This window comes from Pseudomonas sp. Colony2, from assembly GCF_019382755.1.
GTDB lineage: Bacteria > Pseudomonadota > Gammaproteobacteria > Pseudomonadales > Pseudomonadaceae > Aquipseudomonas.
This window is the reverse complement of sequence record NZ_CP080030.1, coordinates 2,870,950-2,887,926: the sequence shown is the minus strand read 5'-3', so window position 1 is coordinate 2,887,926 and position 16,977 is coordinate 2,870,950. Positions and strand designations below refer to the sequence as shown.

Sequence of the window (16,977 nt, the reverse complement as noted above, 5' to 3'; positions counted from 1 at the left end):
ATTGCGTTCTCCTGCGACGACTTATTTCTGGCCGGGCTGACACCCGGCCTTTTCAGGCAGTCGTACTATTCCCCGGTGCCGGCAAACCCCGCGACGATCTCGTCGATCACCACCCGCACCCGGGCGGTGTGCCGCAGGTCGGCATGGGTCACCAGCCACACATCGTAGGGCAACGGCCGCGTACGGTCCGGCCACAGCCGCACCAGGCCGTCGCGTTCGCCGGAAACTATCGGAACCTCACCGATACCGATCCCTGCGGCGATGGAGCGGCGAACCAACAGGCTTGAACTCAAGGCCGCAACAATACGTCCGCGTCCCAGCGGCTCGCTGACCAGGGTCAGGTCCTTCTGGCTTTGCAGGTGCGGCTGGTACACCACCAGGTCGTGTCCTTCGAACAGGCTGCCCGGCTCGGGTGCGCCGTGCCGATCGATATACGCTTGCGAGGCAAACAGCCCCACCGGCCAGCGGGCGATGCGCCGGGCGATCAGGTCGGGGTTGTCCGGGCGGGTATTGCGCACCGCGATATCGGCTTCGCGTTTGGCCAGGTTAAGCAACTGGGTCGAAGCGTCCATCTGCACGCGCACGTCAGGGTGCGCATCGTGCAGCCGGGCAATGGCCGGGATCAGGAAGTCGATGGCCAGGGAATCGGTGGTGGTCACCCGTACGGTGCCGGTCAGGCGGTCGTCCAGGCCCAGGACCTGACGCTCCAGGTCAAGGGCCGAGCGCTCCATGTTCTCCACCGATTGCAACGCGGCTTCACCCACGGCGGTCAGCGCATAGCCTTCGGAGGTGCGCAGGAACAATGTTGCGTTCAGGGACTTTTCCAGGGCATTGACCCGTCGCCCCACGGTGGCCTGATCCACCCCCAGCACCCGCGCGGCTCCGCGTAATGTGGACTCGCGGCACACCGCGAGGAACACCCGCGCATCGTCCCAATTCATGGCTTTCCCCTTCGATGCATTTTTGCATCATCGTGACGTGTAATCGCAGCATTATTGCATCACTCATCACAGCTATGCTGGGCACCAGAGAAAATACCCAGGATCGCCAGCAGGCTGAACCGCTCGGTGACGGGCGCGGTCCCAACCCACACGTTCATTGCTACAGGTGCGCTCAAATGAATCTGCCCCACGAAATGACCCTGATCGAAATCACCAGCCCCGGCGGCCCCGAAGTCCTGCAGCCACGCCAGGAGCCGGTACCTGTCGCCGGCCCCGGCGAAGTGCTGATCCGCGTGCACGCCGCCGGCGTCAATCGCCCGGACGCCCTGCAACGCGCCGGCACGTATCCGATGAAACCCGGCATGAGCCCGATTCCCGGGCTGGAAGTGGCCGGTGTGGTGGTCGCGCTGGGCGAAGGCGTCAGCGAGTACGCGCTGGGCGACAAGGTGTGCGCCCTGACCAATGGCGGCGGTTATGCGCAGTACTGCGCAGTGCCCGCCAGCCAGACCTTGCCGGTTCCCGATGGCCTGGACTGGATTCAGGCGGCAGCGATCCCGGAAACCTTCTTCACCGTATGGGCCAACCTGTTCGGCATCGGCGGTGCGCATAAAGGCCAGCGCGTGTTGATCCATGGCGGCACCAGCGGCATCGGCACCACCGCGCTGATGCTCTGCCGCGAGTTCGGTATCGAAGCGTTCGCCACCGCCGGCAGCGTGGAAAAATGCGCCGCCATCCGCGAGCTGGGAGCCGAGTCGATCAACTACCGGGAACAGAATTTCGCCGAGGTCATCGCTGACAAGACCGCGGGCAAGGGTGTCAATGTGGTCCTCGACATCATGGGTGGCTCCTACCTGAACGACAACATCAGCGCCCTGGCCATGGAAGGTCGCCTGGTGATGCTGGGCTTCCTCGGCGGCGCACGCGCCAAAGACATCGACCTGCTGGCGATCCTCGGCAAACGCGCGATCGTTACCGGCTCGTTGTTGCGCTCACGCACCAGGGAAGAAAAAGCCGCGATTGCCGCACAACTGCGCGAACACGTGTGGCCGGTGCTGTCGGCCGGGCGTTGCCTGCCGATGATCGATGAGGTGTATGCCTACACCGACGCCGCGAAGGCCCATGCGCGCATGGAAGGTGGCGACCATATCGGCAAGATTGTGTTGCGGGTGGATTGATAAACATGCGGAAAAACGGTTTATAACGTCATCAGAACAAAACACTGCGGTTAATGGAGGCTTCATGAAACTGGTCGGCATGCTGGACTCGCCCTACGTGCGCCGCGTGGCCATTTCCCTGGAACTGTACGGCGTCGCGTTCGAACACCAGGCATTGTCGGTGTTCAGCACCTTCGATGAGTTTTCCGGGATCAACCCGGTGGTCAAGGCCCCGACGCTGGTGCTCGACGACGGCACGGTGCTGATGGATTCCGGCCTGATCCTCGAGTACCTGGAAGCCCTGGCGCCGGCCGGCAGCCGATTGCTGCCCCCGTCAGCCCCAGCGCTTGCCCGGGATCTGCAAGTGATCGGCCTGGCGCTGGCAGCGTGCGAAAAGACCGTGCAGATCGTCTACGAACATCACCTGCGGCCCGCCGAAAAACTGCATCAGCCATGGATCGACCGCGTGACCGGGCAACTGCTGGCGGCCTATGCATTATTGGAGGCGCGGGTGGCCGAGCGCGACAGCGACTTGCCGCTGACCCAGGCGAGCCTGACGGTGGCGGTCGCCTGGTCCTTCACCCAGCTGAAGATAGCCGACGTCGTGAAGGCCGATGCGTTTCCCCACTTGCAACGCCACGCGGCCCTCGCCGAGCAGCACCCGGCATTCGGCAAATACCCGATCGAGTAGCCCGTGCCTACCCGGCATACACCGGGTAATCGGTGAAGCCCACCTCGGTGCCGCCATACAGGCCGTCCGCGTTCAACGGGTTCAGCGGCCAACCGTTGAGCAGGCGTTGGGGCAAGTCGGGATTGGCAATGTACGGCCGGCCAAACGCGATCAGGTCTGCCAGCCCCGCCTCTACCAACCGCACGCCGCGCTCTGCGGTGTAGCGGCCTGCGTAGATGATCCGGCCGCTGAAGGTGTCACGCACCGCCTGGCGGAACGACTCGGGCAACTCGGGGGCATTGTCCCAGTCGGCTTCGGCAATCGACACGTAGGCGATGCCGGCCGCCTCAAGCACCTTGATCGCCTCGATGTAGGTGTGATGCGGGTCTTCCTCGACGAGGCCGATGTAGACCCGGTCCTGGTCAGTGCCGCTGAACAACGGCGCAAAGCGCACACCCAGGCGCTGCGGGCCGACTACTTCGGCCACCGCCTCGACGATTTCCCGCAGGAACCGCAGGCGATTGTGCAGTGAGCCACCGTATTCATCGTCGCGCTGGTTGGAATGCGCCGAGATGAACTGGTTGACCAGGTAGCCGTTGGCCGAATGAATTTCCACGCCATCGAAGCCTGCGGCCAATGCATTTTTTGCAGCCTGGGCGTAAAGCCCCACCAACTCCTTGACCTCGGCGGTAGCCAGGGCGCGCGGCTCGGGTGGCTGCACCAACTTACCGGTGCCGGGCCCGGTTGCAACGAATGCCTTGGCTTGCTGCGGCTGGATCGCCGACGGCGCAACGGGTGCTGCGCCGTCGGGCTGCAGTTCGTGATGGGACACGCGGCCCACATGCCAAAGCTGGGCGAAGATCACGCCGCCTTCGGCATGCACGGCATCGGTCACGGTACGCCAGCCGTCAATCTGCTCCGGTGTGTAGATGCCCGGGGTCCAGGCGTAACCCTGGCCGCGAGGCTCGATCTGCGTGCCCTCGCTGACCATGAAGCCGGCGGTAGCACGCTGGCGGTAATAAAGCGCCATCAAGTCCGTGGCGATATCACCGGGCTGGGCACTTCGCTGGCGGGTAAGCGGCGGCAGGACGATGCGGTTTTTCAGGGTGTGGTGCCCCAGTGTGATCGGGGTACCTAAAGCGCTGTTGCTCATGGGGGAAAGTTCCGGATTCAAATTTCAGACAAGCAGAAGCTGCCGGCTCCCGGTCAGGGGAGCCGCCAACAACGTACTTTTGGGGGGGATTTGGCGGGTTACGCGGTCAGCTTCAACAGCGCTTTGGCAACGTCACTGGAACTGGCAGGATTCTGCCCGGTGACCAGCAGGCCATCTTCAATCACAAAGGACTGCCAATCGGCACCCTTCTCATACGTGCCGCCCAGCGCCTTGAAATCATCCTCGATCAGGAAAGGCACCACGTCGGTCAGGCCAACCGCCGCTTCTTCGGAGTTGGAGAAGCCGGTGACGCGTCGGCCCTTGACCAGCGGCTCGCCGTTGACTGCCTTGACGTGCCGCAAGGCGCCCGGGGCGTGGCACACAAAGCCAATCGGCTTGCCCGCACGCTCGAAGGCTTCGATCAGGGCGATGGAGGTTTTCGACTCTGCCAGGTCCCACAGCGGGCCGTGGCCGCCTGGGTAGAACACGGTGTCGAAGTCGCCGGCGTTGACCGACTCCAGCTTCACGGTGGTGGCCAGGGCCTGTTGCGCCGCCGGGTCGCTGGCGAAGCGGCGGGTCTGGTCGGTTTGCGAATCCGGCAGGTCGCTGACCGGGTCCAGGGGCGGCTGCCCACCGGCCGGCGAAGCCAGGGTCACGTCGGCCCCGGCGTCCTTGAACGCGTAGTAGGGAGCAGCAAATTCTTCGAGCCAGAACCCGGTCTTGCGGCCGGTGTTGCCAAGCTGGTCGTGAGAAGTCAAAACCATCAATACTTTCATGTGCCAGTGCCTCGGGGTGATGTGGGTTGGAATGGAATCAAGCTTAGGAGCCGGGCCAAAACCGCACAATGTCATGTCCGCAAGGATTCCGGACATTGCGCCAAGTCGGTTGCCGTTTCCCTGGCACACGCCGACAATCACCGCTCCGCGCCCCCTGGAGAGATGAGATGCACAGCATTGCGCTGATGGTGTACCCGAACTTTCAATCCTTGAGCCTCAGCCTGGGCTCGGTGTTCGAGTGCGCGAATCTGCTGCGTGGCGAGCAGGCGTATGAATTTCACCTGGTGTCGGAAAGTGGCGGCCCGATCATGACGTCCCAGGGCTTCTCGGTGAACAGCACGCCGATCCGGCCCGAGGGCTATGACACATTGATCGTCAGCGGTTACCTGGAGTTCCAACTGCCTGACGCCAGCCTGCCGAGGCTGGTCCAGGCGGCGTCCAAACAGTCGCGGCGGATTGCTTCGTTGTGCATGGGCATCTTCGTGCTGGCCGAGGCGGGATTGCTCGAAGGCAAGCGCGCCACCACCCACTGGCTGCACGCACCGGCCTTTGCCAAGCGCTACCCGCAGATTCGCCTGGAGGAAGACAAGCTGTTCGTGGTCGACGGCCAGATCTGGACCGGTGCCGGCATGAGCGCCGGGGTGGACCTGGCGCTGGCGATGGTGGAGAACGACCTGGGCAGCGACCTCGCCCGCCGCATCGCGCGCAAGCTGGTGATTGCCCAGCGCCGTGGCAGCGAACAGTCGCAGCTATCGGCGTTGCTGGAACTCGACCCCAAGTCCGACCGTGTGCAGTTGGCCCTGGCCTACGCCCGGGAGAACCTGACCCACGACCTTTCGGTCGAGGCCCTGGCGGCCGTGGCGCGGCTCAGCCCACGCCAGTTCAGCCGGGTGTTTCGCGAGGAGACCGGGCAAACCCCGGCCAAGGCCATCGAATCCCTGCGGGTGGAAGCCGCCCGGGCAATGATGGAAACCAGTCGGCATCCGGTGGAAGTGGTCGCCCGCGAGACCGGGTTCGGTGATCGCGAGCGCATGCGCCAGGCGTTCCTGCGGGCGTTCGGCCAGCCGCCACAGGCGATGCAGGCGGCATTGTTCAGTGCAGGGGCTGGCGCCGCTTTCAGTTGATGGTTCAGTGCAACGCTGCGCGCGTCACCAGGAAGCTCAGCAGGTTTGGCTCATCGTCCAGCTCGATGGCCTGCACCGGACGCGGCAGGTTATCCAACACCGTGCGCCAGAACGCCTGGCTCACTTCATCCTGATCATAGAAACGCACCAGCCAGTTCGCCTCGCCGCTGCTCAACACCTGAGTGGCGATGGCGCGGCCAATGCCCTTGCGGCGGTAGCGTTTGAGGATGAACAGGTCCGCCAGTTCCAGCGCATCGATCCCCGGCAGTTCGCTGCCTTCGATCAGCAGGAAGCCGGCGATGAAGCCGTCGACCAGCAGCAGGTTGGCACTCCACTGCGGGTCTTCCCAGTAGCGGGCCAGGTGCTCCTCATGGATGTAGAAGCGACCGTCCACCTCGACATCTTCCTGTTCCCAGTCCGAGGACTCGTAGGCGTAGAACTGGTAAAGGTTGGCGATCAACGTGGCGTGTTCCGGGCCGGTCTCGATCAGTTCGACGGTGGTATCGGGGATTGCAGGCATGGGCATCTCGGCAAAAAAACAGGCTGCCATTGTCAACAAAGCCACCTGCAATGCCAATACACCGGCCAAGCTTTCTGCTTGCTGAACCGATCGCGCTTTTCTCGTGTCAACGACAAAATCGTTACAAAGTTAGACTAAACTCCGCGTCACTTCCCTCCCCTTGCTTTCAGGATAAGTACTTTGACAAACGTCTGCACCAGCGGCCTCGATGTCGGCTTTGCGTCCCTGGATTACCTGCAAATAGGCATCCTGGGCATCATTCAGGGCATCACCGAATTGTTGCCCGTGTCTTCCACCGCCCACATGCGCATCGTGCCCGCCCTGCTCGGCTGGCCGGATCCCGGCTCGGCGTTTTCCGCAGCCATGCAGTTGGCCGCACTGGCAGCAGTGGTCAGTTACTTCTGGAAGGATGTACGCCAGGTCACGGTCGGCAGCATCACTGCGATGCGCCAGGGTGACTACAACAACCAGTGGTTCAAGCTGGCGGTGGCCATTGTGCTGGCGACGATTCCGATCGGGATTGCCGGGATAGCCTTGTCGTCGACCCTCAACTCCTGCAACTCGCCGCTGCGCGGGCTGATGGTGATCGGGATTTCCTGCCTGGTGATGGCGGTGCTGCTAGCGGCGGCTGAACTCAGCGCGAGGCATAAGCGCACGGTGGGCGAAATGCGCCTGCGGGATGCGCTGATTGTCGGCATTGCGCAGATCGGCGCGCTGATTCCAGGGGTTTCCCGCTCGGGCTCGACCCTGACCGCCGCACTGTTCCTCAACTTCAAGCGTGAAGAAGCGGCGCGGTTTTCGTTCCTGCTGGGCTTGCCGGCGATCGCCCTCGCGGGGCTGAAAGAGCTGTGGGTATTGTTCCACGCCGACCTGCCCGCCCACGCCTGGCCGCACCTGATCTTCGGGCTGGTGGTCGCCAGTGTGTCGGCGTTCTTCGCGATCTGGGGCCTGATGAAGTTCCTGGAGCGATTCTCCACCTGGCCGTTCGTGATCTACCGCGCGGTGCTCGGGATATTCCTGATTGTGGCGGTGAGCACCGGGTTGTTGGCCTAAGGCGCGCGGTCGGCCAGTTCTTCGAGCAAATCCGCTGACGGTATGAAGAACAGGCCGCCGGTGACCGCCGTGCTGAAGTCCAGCAGGCGGTCATAGTTGCCGACCGGTCGGCCGACAAACATGTTCTCCAGCATCAACTCCAAAGGCTCTGGCGAGCGCGCGTAGCCGATAAAGTACGTCCCGAATTCCCCCGCGCCCGGCCGGCCAAAGGGCATGTTGTCCCGCAGGATCTTCACTTCTTCGCCGTCCTTGGTGATGGTGGTCAATGCACTGTGGGAATTGCTCGGCTTGGTCGCATCGTCGAGCTCGATGTCCGACAACTTGGTGCGCCCGATTACCCGCTCCTGCGCCTCCACCGACAATTCATTCCAGGCCTGCATGTTGTGCAGGTACTTCTGCACCATTACATAGCTGCCGCCGCTGAACGCCGGATCCTCATCACCGACGATGGTGAAACCCACCGCCTTGCGCCCGACCGGGTTCTCGGTGCCGTCGACAAAACCGATGATGCTGCGCATGTCGAAATAGCGGAAACCCTGGACCTCGTCCACCACCGTCACCGCATCCCCCAGCGCCGCCATCAACTGGGTGGCCAATTCGAAACACAGGTCCATCTGCTCGGCACGAATGTGCAGCAGGATATCCCCCGGCGTGGCCGGCGCCAGGCGCCCGGCCACGCCCACTTCCTTGAACGGGTGCAACGCTGCTGGCCGCGGCCCCCCGAACAACGCGTCCCACGCCTTGGAGCCAAACCCTGCGACACACGTCAGGTTGCCGGCTGGCACCCGCTTGCCGACCGAGCGCACCAGGCCGGCGATATCGGCGCACCAGCTGCGCACCGCCTCAGCCGAGTCACTGCCAGGCGCCAGGGTCGCGACCATGAAAATGGCGCTGCTGGTGATCGGGCTGCAGACGGATTGGGGTTCAAGGTTTTGATCGGAGGGCGATGTCATTGAGAGGTCCACGGGTGGCGGTCGAGATTCAACGAGCGCAGATTAGCAGACCACCTAACCCTGTGGGAGCTGTCGAGCTTTAGCGAGGCTGCGAAGGCGGCAGCAGTGTCAACATTGATGCTGCCTGACCCACCGCTATCGCAGCCTCGCTAAAGCTCGACAGCTCCCACACTGGATTTTCGTTTATGCGCCACTTGTGCATTTCCTCCGGACAAATCCCACAACGGGGGCTCCCCTCCTGCGCCCTCCCGATGGTAGTGTGTGAAATTGTTTCTGACCTTTCGATCAGACATTTCTCACTCACTCCCTGCAAAGGAATGCCCCCAGCAATGGATTTTTCCCTCAAGCAACTGGCCGTAGCCACCCTGATGGCCGCCAGCCTTTCGGTGTTCACCACCCAAGCTCAAGCCAACCTCACCCCACAACAGAACGCCGTCATCCTGAAGACCTTCAGCGATGCCTCGGTCAAGGATTTCCGGCAGTTCCTCGCCAGCCTGGCCAAGAATGACGTGGCCAAGAGCGACAACCTCGGCCCGGCCATCAGTGCCTTTCTCGACAACAAGGACCTGACCGCCGACCAGCAGAATGAAATCCATCGCCTGCTGGGCCTGTATGCGCGGGTTAAGTACGGCGCCGCCGCCACTGAAACCCTGCGTGAGCTGGTGGAGATCCCGACCTTCCAGGTCGCCGGCGTGGCCCAGCACGACAATCCCGAGTTCATCAAGATCGCCGCCAAGATCAAGAGCCTGGCCGAGTCGTTCAACCTGAACTTCCGCAACATCGACAACCGCGTCTACGAGATTTCCCTGGAAGGCAGCGGCGATGAAGTGGTCGGCATCCACGCTCACGCGGACGTGGTACCGGTAACCCCGGAAAACTGGGTGCTCAAGGACGGCACCAAGCTCGACCCATTCAAGGTCACGCTGATCGGCGACCGGATGTATGGTCGCGGCACCGAGGATGACAAGAACGGCATCGTGGTGGCGATGTACGCGATGAAGGTGATCAAGGAAGAGAAGCTGCCGCTGGCGCGCAATTTCAAGCTGCTGGTGGACACCACCGAGGAAACCTCCGGCGACGCGATCCCGTACTACTTCGAGCACAACCCAACGCCCAACTACAACCTGGCGCTGGACGGCGGCTACCCGGTGGTGATCGCCGAGAAAGGCTACGGCACGGTCATGGCCAAGTTCCCCAAGCGCAAGGCTGAAGGCCAAGGCGCAGAAATCATCTCGATGACCGGCGGCAAGGCCACCAACCAGATTCCGTCGGCGTCGGTGGTGACATTGCTCAGCGACAAGCCTGCCGAACTGGCCGCCAGCCTGCAAAAGGCCGGCAGCGAGTACGCCAAGCGCAATGGCGGCGACTTTGAAGTGGCGGCCAAGGTCGTCGGCAAGGACGTTCAGTTGACCGTCACTGGCGTGTCCGCCCACTCCTCCGAACCGGAATCCGGGGTGAACCCGGTAGCCAGGGCCCTCGACTTCCTCAACAGCCTCGACGGCAAGGTCGCGCTCAAGCACAACCAGTTCACCGACGCCGCGCACTACGCCGCCAACAACTGGGGCCTGGATTACCTGGGCGCCAAGCTGGGCGTGGGCTTCTCCGATGCGTTCATGGGCCCGCTGACCACCTCGCTGACCTATGTGGGCGAAGATGACACTACCTTCAAGCTGGCGGTCAACCTGCGGGTGCCAAAGGGCAAGTCACCGGAAGCGCTCAAGGCCGAAATCGCTGACAAGCTCAGCGCCTGGACCAAGAAAAACCACGTGGCTGTGACCTTCGATTACTCGATCGCCGAGCCGATGTACCGCAACCCTGAGGGCGAGTGGGTCAAGGCGCTGTTGGCGGTGGCCAGCGAGAACCTGGGCATGGAGCACAAGTACGGCACGTCTGCCGGCGCTACCTCGGTGCATGAGCTGCCCAACGGCGTGCAATTCGGCCTGGCACGGCCGGAGGTCAAGTACACCGGCCATACCGACAACGAGTTCAAGACCGTCGACCAGTTCCTGCTGGACCTGCAGATCGTCACCGAAATGATGGGCCGCATCGGGCAACTGCCGAAGCTCTGACCTGCCCTTCGGACCCGCCGTCCTGGCGGGTCCACTAAGCGATACGCCAGCCTTTCGATGCTCGCCGCTGCGCGAGGAACCGGGCATAGCGCCCTTGCCTTGCGGTCAATTGCTCAGGCGTGCCCTGCTCCACGATCCGGCCTTCATCGAGCACCACGATCTGGTCGGCCATCACCACCGTCGACAACTGATGCGCGATCACGATCAGCGTGCATGTGCCGCGCAAGCGTGCCAGGGTTTCGGCGATGACCGCCTGGTTCTCGGCGTCCAGTGCTGCCGTGGCTTCGTCCACCAGCAGGATCGGCGCGCCCTTGATCAACGCCCGGGCGATCGCGACACGCTGACGCTCGCCACCGGACAGGCGTGCCCCGCCCTCACCCACCGTGGTCGACAGGCCCATGGGCAGGCGCTCGATAATCGCCTGCACACCGGCCTGCCGCGCGGCCTCCAACACTTGTGCGTCGCTGGCGTCGGGTTTGCCGAGGCGAATGTTGTCGGCGACGCTGCCCTGGAACAGGTACGTGTCCTGGAAGATCTGGCTGATCTGCGCGTTGAGCTGCTCGCCGGACATCTGTCGTACGTCCACGCCACCGATACACACCTGGCCCTGGCTGACCTCGAAAAACCGCGCGACCAATCGCAATAGCGTGGTCTTGCCCGAACCGGAAGCCCCCACCAGCGCGGTCATGCTGCCGGGCTCGATACGCAGGTTCACCCCGCGCAGCACGTCCCTTGAACCGGCCGCGTGGCGAAAGCTCACATCGAACAGTTCCACCGAGGCATCCCGTGGAGGTTGCGGCGCGCTCGGCACCTTCAGGGGCGACGCGGCCAATATCTCGCGCACCGCCTCAAGCTGCACCCCGGCACCGCGCAACGTTTCGCCATAGCCGGCCACCTCCAGCAACGGGTCAATGAAGCGGCTGACCAGCAACAGCGACACCATCACCGCAATCACCGAGCCCACGTGCAAGGCATTTCCCAGGTAAGCGTCAAGCCAGAGCGCGGCGGCGATCAACAAGGCCGCGAACACCACCTGCACCAGCCACATGTTCAGCAGAATCGAGGTGGCGGACAGCAGGATCAGGCGCGCCCCGGTCACGTGCTGCTGCTCGATCGCCCGTTGCAGGAACACCGAGCTGCCGCCGCCACTGAACGCACGCAACACCGACTGCGACTGGGCGAACTCCAGCATGCGCTGGCTGGTGTCGGCCGAGCTGCGCTGGAACGCCCGGTCGGCGCGCCGCCCAAGGCGGGCGCTGAGCCAGAACGCGCCGCCGAGAATCGGCAACGCCAGCAAGGCGATCAGGCCCATTTTCCAGTGCAGCACAAACAACGCCAGTACCAGCACCAATGGCGTCACCACGCCGCTGAGCACCGGAGTAAATACATGGGCCGGCAGCTGAGCCACGGCCATCATGCCCTGGGTCACCACCTGGTTGAGCCGCGCCGTGTTATCAGGCGTGAACCAGCCGACAGGCAGTTCGGCCACATGGTCGCCGATGCGCTGGCGCCCGCCTTGCAGCACCGCCACACCCACCGCGACGCCAGCCTTTTCAACCTCGCGTCGCGTGGCCCAACACGTCGCCACCGCCGCCAGGAACACCACCAGCCACAACGCCGCTTCGGCCAGATCACCGTTGAGCATGTCGGTGAGTACCGGCACCAGGGCGGCGAGGGTCAGCCCGCACAGCGCACCGTAGAACATCACTTTCCCGACATAGCGACGGAAGACCGGCCCGTCATCGCCCAACAGTTCGATAAAGGTTTTCAGCATGTCGGCAGCGCCTGTTCGCGGGTCTGTTTGTAACCGCCCGACGCCCACAGGCGCGCATAACGGCCCTCTTGCGCGATCAGTCGAGGATGGGTGCCCTGTTCAACAATACGGCCGTTTTCCAGCACGATGATGTGGTCGGCGTGCATCACGGTATCGAGGCGATGGGCAATCACCAACAGCGTGCGCCCTTGGGCGAAGCGCGACAGCGCCTCCTGGATTGCCACCTCGTTTGCAGCATCGGCGGCGGCCGTGGGTTCATCCAGCACCAGCACCGGCGGCGCCAGCAACACTGCGCGGGCGATGCTGATACGCTGCTGCTCGCCACCGGACAACTGCGCGTCCTCGCCAATCACCGAGGCATAGCCCCGTGGCAAGCCGATGATGCACTCATGAATATTCGCGGCCCGTGCCGCCGCCTCGATTTCCTTGCGGCTGGCGCTGGGCCGGCCCAGGGCGATGTTTTCGGCAACGCTGGCGTGGACCAGGCGCACCTCTTGCAGCACAAAGCCGATCAGGTTGTAGAGCTGCGAGGTCTCGATCTGCCGCAGGTCGACGCCGCCCAGGGTGATACGCCCCTCGGTCGGGTCAAAAAACCGCAGCAGCAGGCGCGCCAGGGTCGACTTGCCCGAACCCGAGGCCCCGACGATGGCGGTTACGGTGCCAGGCTTGAGGGTAAAGCTGATGTTCGACAGTACCGGGTGCTGCGGGTCATAGGCGTACCCGAGGTTTTCGACGCGTACTTCGGCGTCCTTGGGCAAGCGTTCGCACCCCGGCTCCACCTGGGCCAGCACCGGCGTCGCCAGCAGTGCCTGCACGCGCTGGGCCGCGCCGGTGGCGTTGTCCAGATCATGCACGATGTAACTCAGCAGCAGCAGTGGCGCGCAAATGCCCGGTGCGACAATGGCGAACGGCAGCACCTCCACCGCGCTGATCCAGCCCAGGCTGACAAACACCAGGCCAAACGTCAGCACCATGGCGAGCACCGTCACCGGGGCGATCATCGCGTTGGCATTGGCCATCGTCCCCACCAGTGGCCGGGTGAACTCAACGAAGGCTTCGCTGAACTCATCTACCGCCTTGCGGTAACTGGCGTGGGCCTTGCCGGTGGCACCGAAGGCCTTGACCACCGGAATGCCGTTGACGAACTCGACCACCGCGTTATTGACCCGGGTCATGCGCTCGACAAAGGACTGCATGTGGCTGCCGCTGGCTTTCATCGCCCGGGTAAAAAACAGCAAAAACCCCGGAAACGGCAACAGCGAGACCAGCGCCATGCGCCAGTCCACCATGAACAGATAAGCCGCCGACAGCAGCACGGCCCCGGCACAACGGCCCACGGTGGTGTAGAAATGCGCAGTCAGGCTGTGCAGGGTGCCGATGTCATCCTGCATCGCCTGCTTGACCTCGCCCGACGCCCGCTCGGTGAACCAGCCCAGCGGCACCTGGCTCAGGCGCTGGGCGATGGCCAGGCGCAAGTGGCGAGTGATGTGGTTGTCGGCCAGGTGCGCGACCGTCTCCGCAACTGTCATCAACAGCAGGCCCGCGAACAGGCTCGCCAGGCTGAGGCTGATGGTCAACCAGACCTCGCCCGATGCCTGGGCCATCGACGGCGCGCCGAGGGCGACCCTGGCGATATGCACAATGCCCCCCAGCGGCACCAGCGTCAGCATACTGCCCACACCGGCCAGCAGTGCCGCAGCGATCAGTCGCCCGCGCACCGGCCGCAACACTTGCGAGACCGCGCCGCGCCCCCTGGGTTTGGCCGCAGCCACATCCTTGTTACTCATGAAGTCTCCCTGACTGAATGAGCCTTTGCTCGCCCTTACCTTATCTTCCGAACGAGCGGCCAAAACCCTCAATCGAAACCTCAAGGAATTTTCAGGCAGGGGCGCGGACCGTCACCCAATAGCGGGTGCGCCGCACCACCTGGATCGGCAACGCGGCGGCCAGGTTGTCCAGCGCCAGGTCGGTATTGTCCAGGTGCAATACACCGCTGACCCGCAGCATCGCCACCTCAGGCGCACAGCGCAGTACACCGCGGCGGTAGCGTCCCAGCTCGGCGATCAGTTCGTCGAGCCGGGTGCCATCGGCCACCAACACGCCCCTGACCCAGGCGATGCTGCGGTCAGTCACCGCCGCAGTCGGCTGCACGGTGTCCCTGGAAACCGTGGCGCCTTGACCTGCCTCCACCCGCGCACCTGCGCCATGGTCGGGCTGCACCTGCACGGCGCCCTCAAGCACGGCCAACTGGCAGTTGCCGTCGTCGCATTGGCGCAGGCTGAAACGCGTGCCCAGGGCATGAAACACGCCCTGGCGACTCTGCACCCGAAACGGCCGGGCTGACGGCGCGGTCGTGATGAAGACCTCGCCGGCCCGCAGCAGCACCAGGCGCTGGTCGTCATCGAACTGCACGTCAATTGCTGAAGCCGGGCCCAATACCAGGCGGGTACCGTCGGGCAATACCACTTCGCGAACTTCGCCGGTGCGGGTGCTATGGCCGGCACTCGCCAGTTGCCAGGCGTCGGTGTGGCGCACGCCGTAGGTGAGGCCACCGGCTGCGACCAACAGGCCCAGCAGGCGCAGGGTGCTCCGGCGGTCGGGGGAGTCGGGAGCGTCGGGTTCGGCCAGGCTGTGCCTGGCCACCGGCGCGGGGATGCTGTGGAGTTTTTGCTCGAAGCCCAGCAGGCGCGTCCAGGCCAGTTCGTGATGGGGGTGTTCGGCGCGCCAGTGCAGGCAGTTGGCGTGGTCTTCGGCGCTGGCGTCATCGGCCCACAGGCGGGCCATCCAGGCGGCGGCGCGCTCGATGATATCCGGGGAGATTGGCTGCTCGGTCGACATTGCGAGGGTCAGCCGTACAGGGTCTGGTAGCAGGCCAGCAGGCCCGCGGCGATGTACTTTTCCACCGAGGAGACGGAGACCTGGAGCTCGGCGGCGATCTCGCGGTAGCTCAGGCCATCGAGCTTGCACAGCAACAGGGCCTGGCGCGCCTTGGGTGGCAGGCTGTGCAGGGAGGCGTCGATTTGGATCAGGGCCTCGATGGCCAGGGCGCGGGTTTCTTCATCGGGGGCACAGGGTTCGGGCAACAGGGCCAGGGCTTGCAGGTAGGCGGATTCGATCTGGCGGCGGCGGTAGAGGTCGATGACCAGGCCGTTGGCGATTTGGGTCAGGTGCCGCCGGGATTCGCCGGTGGGCGGGAGTTGGCCCTTGCGCATGAGTTGCAGGTAGACGTCGTGGGCCAGGTCGGCGGCGTCTAATGCGTTGCCCAGCTTGCGGCGCAACAGGGTACGTAGCCAGGCGTTGTGGTCGACGTATAGATTTTCAACCTGGCGTTGAAAGGCGAACTGTCCGATGTTCACAAACCTCTCCTTTTACCCAATGGGCCCGGGGGTGCTGGGGCGATTGGGCTGGTAATGATTTGCAAGACTATCGGCTCTGGGCTGCGGGTGCAATGCGGGGGGCTAGCGGGGGGGATGGCGGGGTTATGGGTACATATCCGTTGCTGCGGTMACGGCTGCTATTGGTTCCGCTCTTACAGCGGCTCACTTTTGAACAGCGCAAAAGTAAGCAAAACGCTCTTGCCCCACCACTCGGCACCTCGCTTAGGCTCGGTGTGCCCTCACTCCGGCTTTGGACCGTGGGCCGCCGTCATGGGCCATCCTTGGCCCAGGACGGCTAACCCGGCGTCCTGCCGGGTTACCCACGCTCCAAAGCCTGCGTTCGGCCAGCGTGGTTTAACGGGGCGCCTAAGATCAAAATCAAAAGCAGATCAAGAGCACAGCGGCCTACCGGCCGGCTTGAGTGTTTAAAAGCCAAATCAAAAGCTAMAGCGGGCACGGTTCAAATGTRGGAGCTGGCTTGCCKGCGATGGCATCRMCTSGGTGTRYCTGATGYACCGAGGTGTCTGCATCGCCGGCAAGCCAGCTCCTACAGAAAAGCGGCTCTGCTTTCGCTCTGGTTTTTGATCTGGCTTTTAACACTCAGGTCGGCCGGTAGGCCGCCGTGCTCTTGCTTTTGATCTTGCTCTGACTGCCCCAATAAGCCCGAGGCCGAACGCAGGTATTGCGCAGCGGGTAAACCGGCAGGACGCCGGTTTAGCCGCGCCGGGCCATGGATGGTCCGTCGCGGCGGCCCGCGGAGCAATGCCGGAGTGAGGGAACGCCGAGCCTAGGCGAGGCGCCGACAGGCGGGGCAGAGCGCTTTGGTTACTTTGCCGCTTTTTGTACGGACCGGACACATGGTGGACACATGTGCGGGGACATGGTTGACACATTATGAACCGTAATCAGGCTGTTTCACGTCGATCGTTCGCAAAAAATGATGGCAGAAATAGACGTCAAATAGCCCGTCACTTTCAGTGTTGGGACGTAGTGCGATGTGATGTCCGGCCAGGCCTTTGGCGATCCTGAAATAGCGCTTCTGAAACTTAAATCGGCTGTGATAAACCTTGGCCTTTAAATCGTCCGGCCCGTACTCAAACGCCAAAAGCGTCTCCGGATAAGCCCAGGGGCTTTCTCGGTATCGGTCCATTGGAACCTTGTAATCCAGGGCTTGATGAGGGCGTTGATGGTTATAAACCTCTCGCCATTGATCAAGATTTGTTTGCGCTTCTGCAAGCGTCCGAAAATGGCGGCCGTTGAGCACTTCAGCCTTGAGTGACCGATGAAATCGTTCGATTTTCCCATTGGTTTGAGGGTGGAAAGGCCGACTGAAACTTACTCTGATACCTAGGCGAACGAGCCAGATACTCAGTTCCGTGATCTCCCCCGGATTACGCGGAGAGCCCCATGGGG

At 63.4% G+C, this 16,977-nt stretch carries 14 protein-coding genes and 1 pseudogene (1 of these 15 only partly in view); 5 read left to right on the top strand and 10 right to left on the bottom strand.

Annotated elements, in window-relative coordinates; all coding sequences use genetic code 11:
• Window positions 1–65: 65 nt before the first annotated feature.
• Window positions 66–941 (bottom strand): LysR family transcriptional regulator, encoded by an 876-nt coding sequence (locus JV201_RS11600; protein WP_008431428.1) that lies wholly within the window; start codon window positions 939–941, stop codon window positions 66–68.
• A 176-nt stretch (window positions 942–1,117) separates the two neighbouring features.
• Here JV201_RS11600 and JV201_RS11595 point away from each other — a divergent pair, with 176 nt between their 5' ends.
• Both JV201_RS11595 and JV201_RS11590 read left to right on the top strand, forming a co-directional pair.
• On the top strand, window positions 1,118–2,116 hold the full coding sequence (locus JV201_RS11595; protein WP_102606093.1) for an NAD(P)H-quinone oxidoreductase: 999 nt from the start codon (window positions 1,118–1,120) through the stop codon (window positions 2,114–2,116).
• 64 nt (window positions 2,117–2,180) lie between these two features.
• The gene (locus JV201_RS11590; RefSeq protein ID WP_008431431.1) at window positions 2,181–2,786 is read left to right on the top strand and encodes a glutathione S-transferase; all 606 of its coding nucleotides are present in this window, start codon (window positions 2,181–2,183) and stop codon (window positions 2,784–2,786) included.
• A 7-nt stretch (window positions 2,787–2,793) separates the two neighbouring features.
• Here JV201_RS11590 and JV201_RS11585 read toward each other — a convergent pair whose 3' ends face one another.
• Both JV201_RS11585 and JV201_RS11580 read right to left on the bottom strand, forming a co-directional pair.
• Window positions 2,794–3,918: an alkene reductase gene (locus tag JV201_RS11585; RefSeq protein ID WP_102368728.1), complete on the bottom strand. Its 1,125-nt coding sequence runs from the start codon at window positions 3,916–3,918 to the stop codon at window positions 2,794–2,796.
• Between the two features lie 98 nt (window positions 3,919–4,016).
• The gene (locus tag JV201_RS11580) at window positions 4,017–4,694 is read right to left on the bottom strand and encodes a type 1 glutamine amidotransferase domain-containing protein (protein ID WP_008431436.1); all 678 of its coding nucleotides are present in this window, start codon (window positions 4,692–4,694) and stop codon (window positions 4,017–4,019) included.
• A 167-nt stretch (window positions 4,695–4,861) separates the two neighbouring features.
• On the opposite strand from JV201_RS11580, the gene JV201_RS11575 reads away from it, so the two are divergent.
• Window positions 4,862–5,818, top strand: a complete 957-nt coding sequence (locus tag JV201_RS11575; protein ID WP_003220105.1) for a GlxA family transcriptional regulator — start codon at window positions 4,862–4,864, stop codon at window positions 5,816–5,818.
• Between the two features lie 4 nt (window positions 5,819–5,822).
• Here JV201_RS11575 and JV201_RS11570 read toward each other — a convergent pair whose 3' ends face one another.
• Window positions 5,823–6,329: a GNAT family N-acetyltransferase gene (locus tag JV201_RS11570; protein ID WP_032898758.1), complete on the bottom strand. Its 507-nt coding sequence runs from the start codon at window positions 6,327–6,329 to the stop codon at window positions 5,823–5,825.
• 189 nt (window positions 6,330–6,518) lie between these two features.
• Here JV201_RS11570 and JV201_RS11565 point away from each other — a divergent pair, with 189 nt between their 5' ends.
• A complete protein-coding gene (locus tag JV201_RS11565) occupies window positions 6,519–7,391 on the top strand; it encodes an undecaprenyl-diphosphate phosphatase (protein ID WP_219406933.1) in 873 nt (290 codons plus the stop codon).
• On the opposite strand, the gene JV201_RS11560 is transcribed toward JV201_RS11565, so the two are convergent.
• Window positions 7,388–8,344, bottom strand: coding sequence for a Dyp-type peroxidase (locus JV201_RS11560; protein ID WP_003220100.1), 957 nt, complete (start codon window positions 8,342–8,344; stop codon window positions 7,388–7,390). The two genes, JV201_RS11565 and JV201_RS11560, sit on opposite strands and share 4 nt — an antisense overlap.
• 329 nt (window positions 8,345–8,673) lie before the next feature.
• Between JV201_RS11560 and JV201_RS11555 the strand changes: the two genes are divergently transcribed.
• Complete coding sequence (locus JV201_RS11555) at window positions 8,674–10,413, top strand: dipeptidase (RefSeq protein ID WP_219406932.1); 1,740 nt, start codon at window positions 8,674–8,676, stop codon at window positions 10,411–10,413.
• A 34-nt stretch (window positions 10,414–10,447) separates the two neighbouring features.
• Here the strand turns inward: JV201_RS11555 and JV201_RS11550 are convergent, their stop codons facing one another.
• The 5 genes and pseudogenes from JV201_RS11550 to JV201_RS11530 all read right to left on the bottom strand — a co-directional run.
• Window positions 10,448–12,187 carry an ABC transporter ATP-binding protein gene (locus JV201_RS11550; RefSeq protein WP_219406931.1) on the bottom strand — a complete coding sequence of 580 codons (1,740 nt, stop codon included), beginning with the start codon at window positions 12,185–12,187 and terminating at the stop codon, window positions 10,448–10,450.
• A complete protein-coding gene (locus JV201_RS11545) occupies window positions 12,181–13,974 on the bottom strand; it encodes an ABC transporter ATP-binding protein (RefSeq protein WP_102368724.1) in 1,794 nt (597 codons plus the stop codon). The genes JV201_RS11550 and JV201_RS11545 overlap by 7 nt, the downstream gene beginning before the upstream one ends.
• A gap of 91 nt (window positions 13,975–14,065) precedes the next feature.
• A complete protein-coding gene (locus JV201_RS11540; RefSeq protein WP_003220092.1) occupies window positions 14,066–15,025 on the bottom strand; it encodes a FecR domain-containing protein in 960 nt (319 codons plus the stop codon).
• Window positions 15,026–15,033: 8 nt separating this feature from the next.
• Entirely contained in the window at window positions 15,034–15,543 is a 510-nt protein-coding gene (locus JV201_RS11535; RefSeq protein ID WP_219406930.1) for a sigma-70 family RNA polymerase sigma factor, read from the bottom strand.
• Window positions 15,544–16,456: 913 nt separating this feature from the next.
• Window positions 16,457–16,977, bottom strand: a pseudogene (locus tag JV201_RS11530) (IS481 family transposase); it runs 606 nt beyond the window's last position.

What these genes read in the sequence shown, in the direction of transcription:
- JV201_RS11600 (WP_008431428.1), bottom strand. Translation starts at nt 941, where the DNA reads ATGAATTGGGACGATGCGCGGGTGTTCCTCGCGGTGTGCCGCGAGTCC.
- JV201_RS11595 (WP_102606093.1), top strand. Translation starts at nt 1,118, where the DNA reads ATGAATCTGCCCCACGAAATGACCCTGATCGAAATCACCAGCCCCGGC.
- JV201_RS11590 (WP_008431431.1), top strand. Translation starts at nt 2,181, where the DNA reads ATGAAACTGGTCGGCATGCTGGACTCGCCCTACGTGCGCCGCGTGGCC.
- JV201_RS11585 (WP_102368728.1), bottom strand. Translation starts at nt 3,918, where the DNA reads ATGAGCAACAGCGCTTTAGGTACCCCGATCACACTGGGGCACCACACC.
- JV201_RS11580 (WP_008431436.1), bottom strand. Translation starts at nt 4,694, where the DNA reads ATGAAAGTATTGATGGTTTTGACTTCTCACGACCAGCTTGGCAACACC.
- JV201_RS11575 (WP_003220105.1), top strand. Translation starts at nt 4,862, where the DNA reads ATGCACAGCATTGCGCTGATGGTGTACCCGAACTTTCAATCCTTGAGC.
- JV201_RS11560 (WP_003220100.1), bottom strand. Translation starts at nt 8,344, where the DNA reads ATGACATCGCCCTCCGATCAAAACCTTGAACCCCAATCCGTCTGCAGC.
- JV201_RS11555 (WP_219406932.1), top strand. Translation starts at nt 8,674, where the DNA reads ATGGATTTTTCCCTCAAGCAACTGGCCGTAGCCACCCTGATGGCCGCC.
- JV201_RS11550 (WP_219406931.1), bottom strand. Translation starts at nt 12,187, where the DNA reads ATGCTGAAAACCTTTATCGAACTGTTGGGCGATGACGGGCCGGTCTTC.
- JV201_RS11545 (WP_102368724.1), bottom strand. Translation starts at nt 13,974, where the DNA reads ATGAGTAACAAGGATGTGGCTGCGGCCAAACCCAGGGGGCGCGGCGCG.
- JV201_RS11540 (WP_003220092.1), bottom strand. Translation starts at nt 15,025, where the DNA reads ATGTCGACCGAGCAGCCAATCTCCCCGGATATCATCGAGCGCGCCGCC.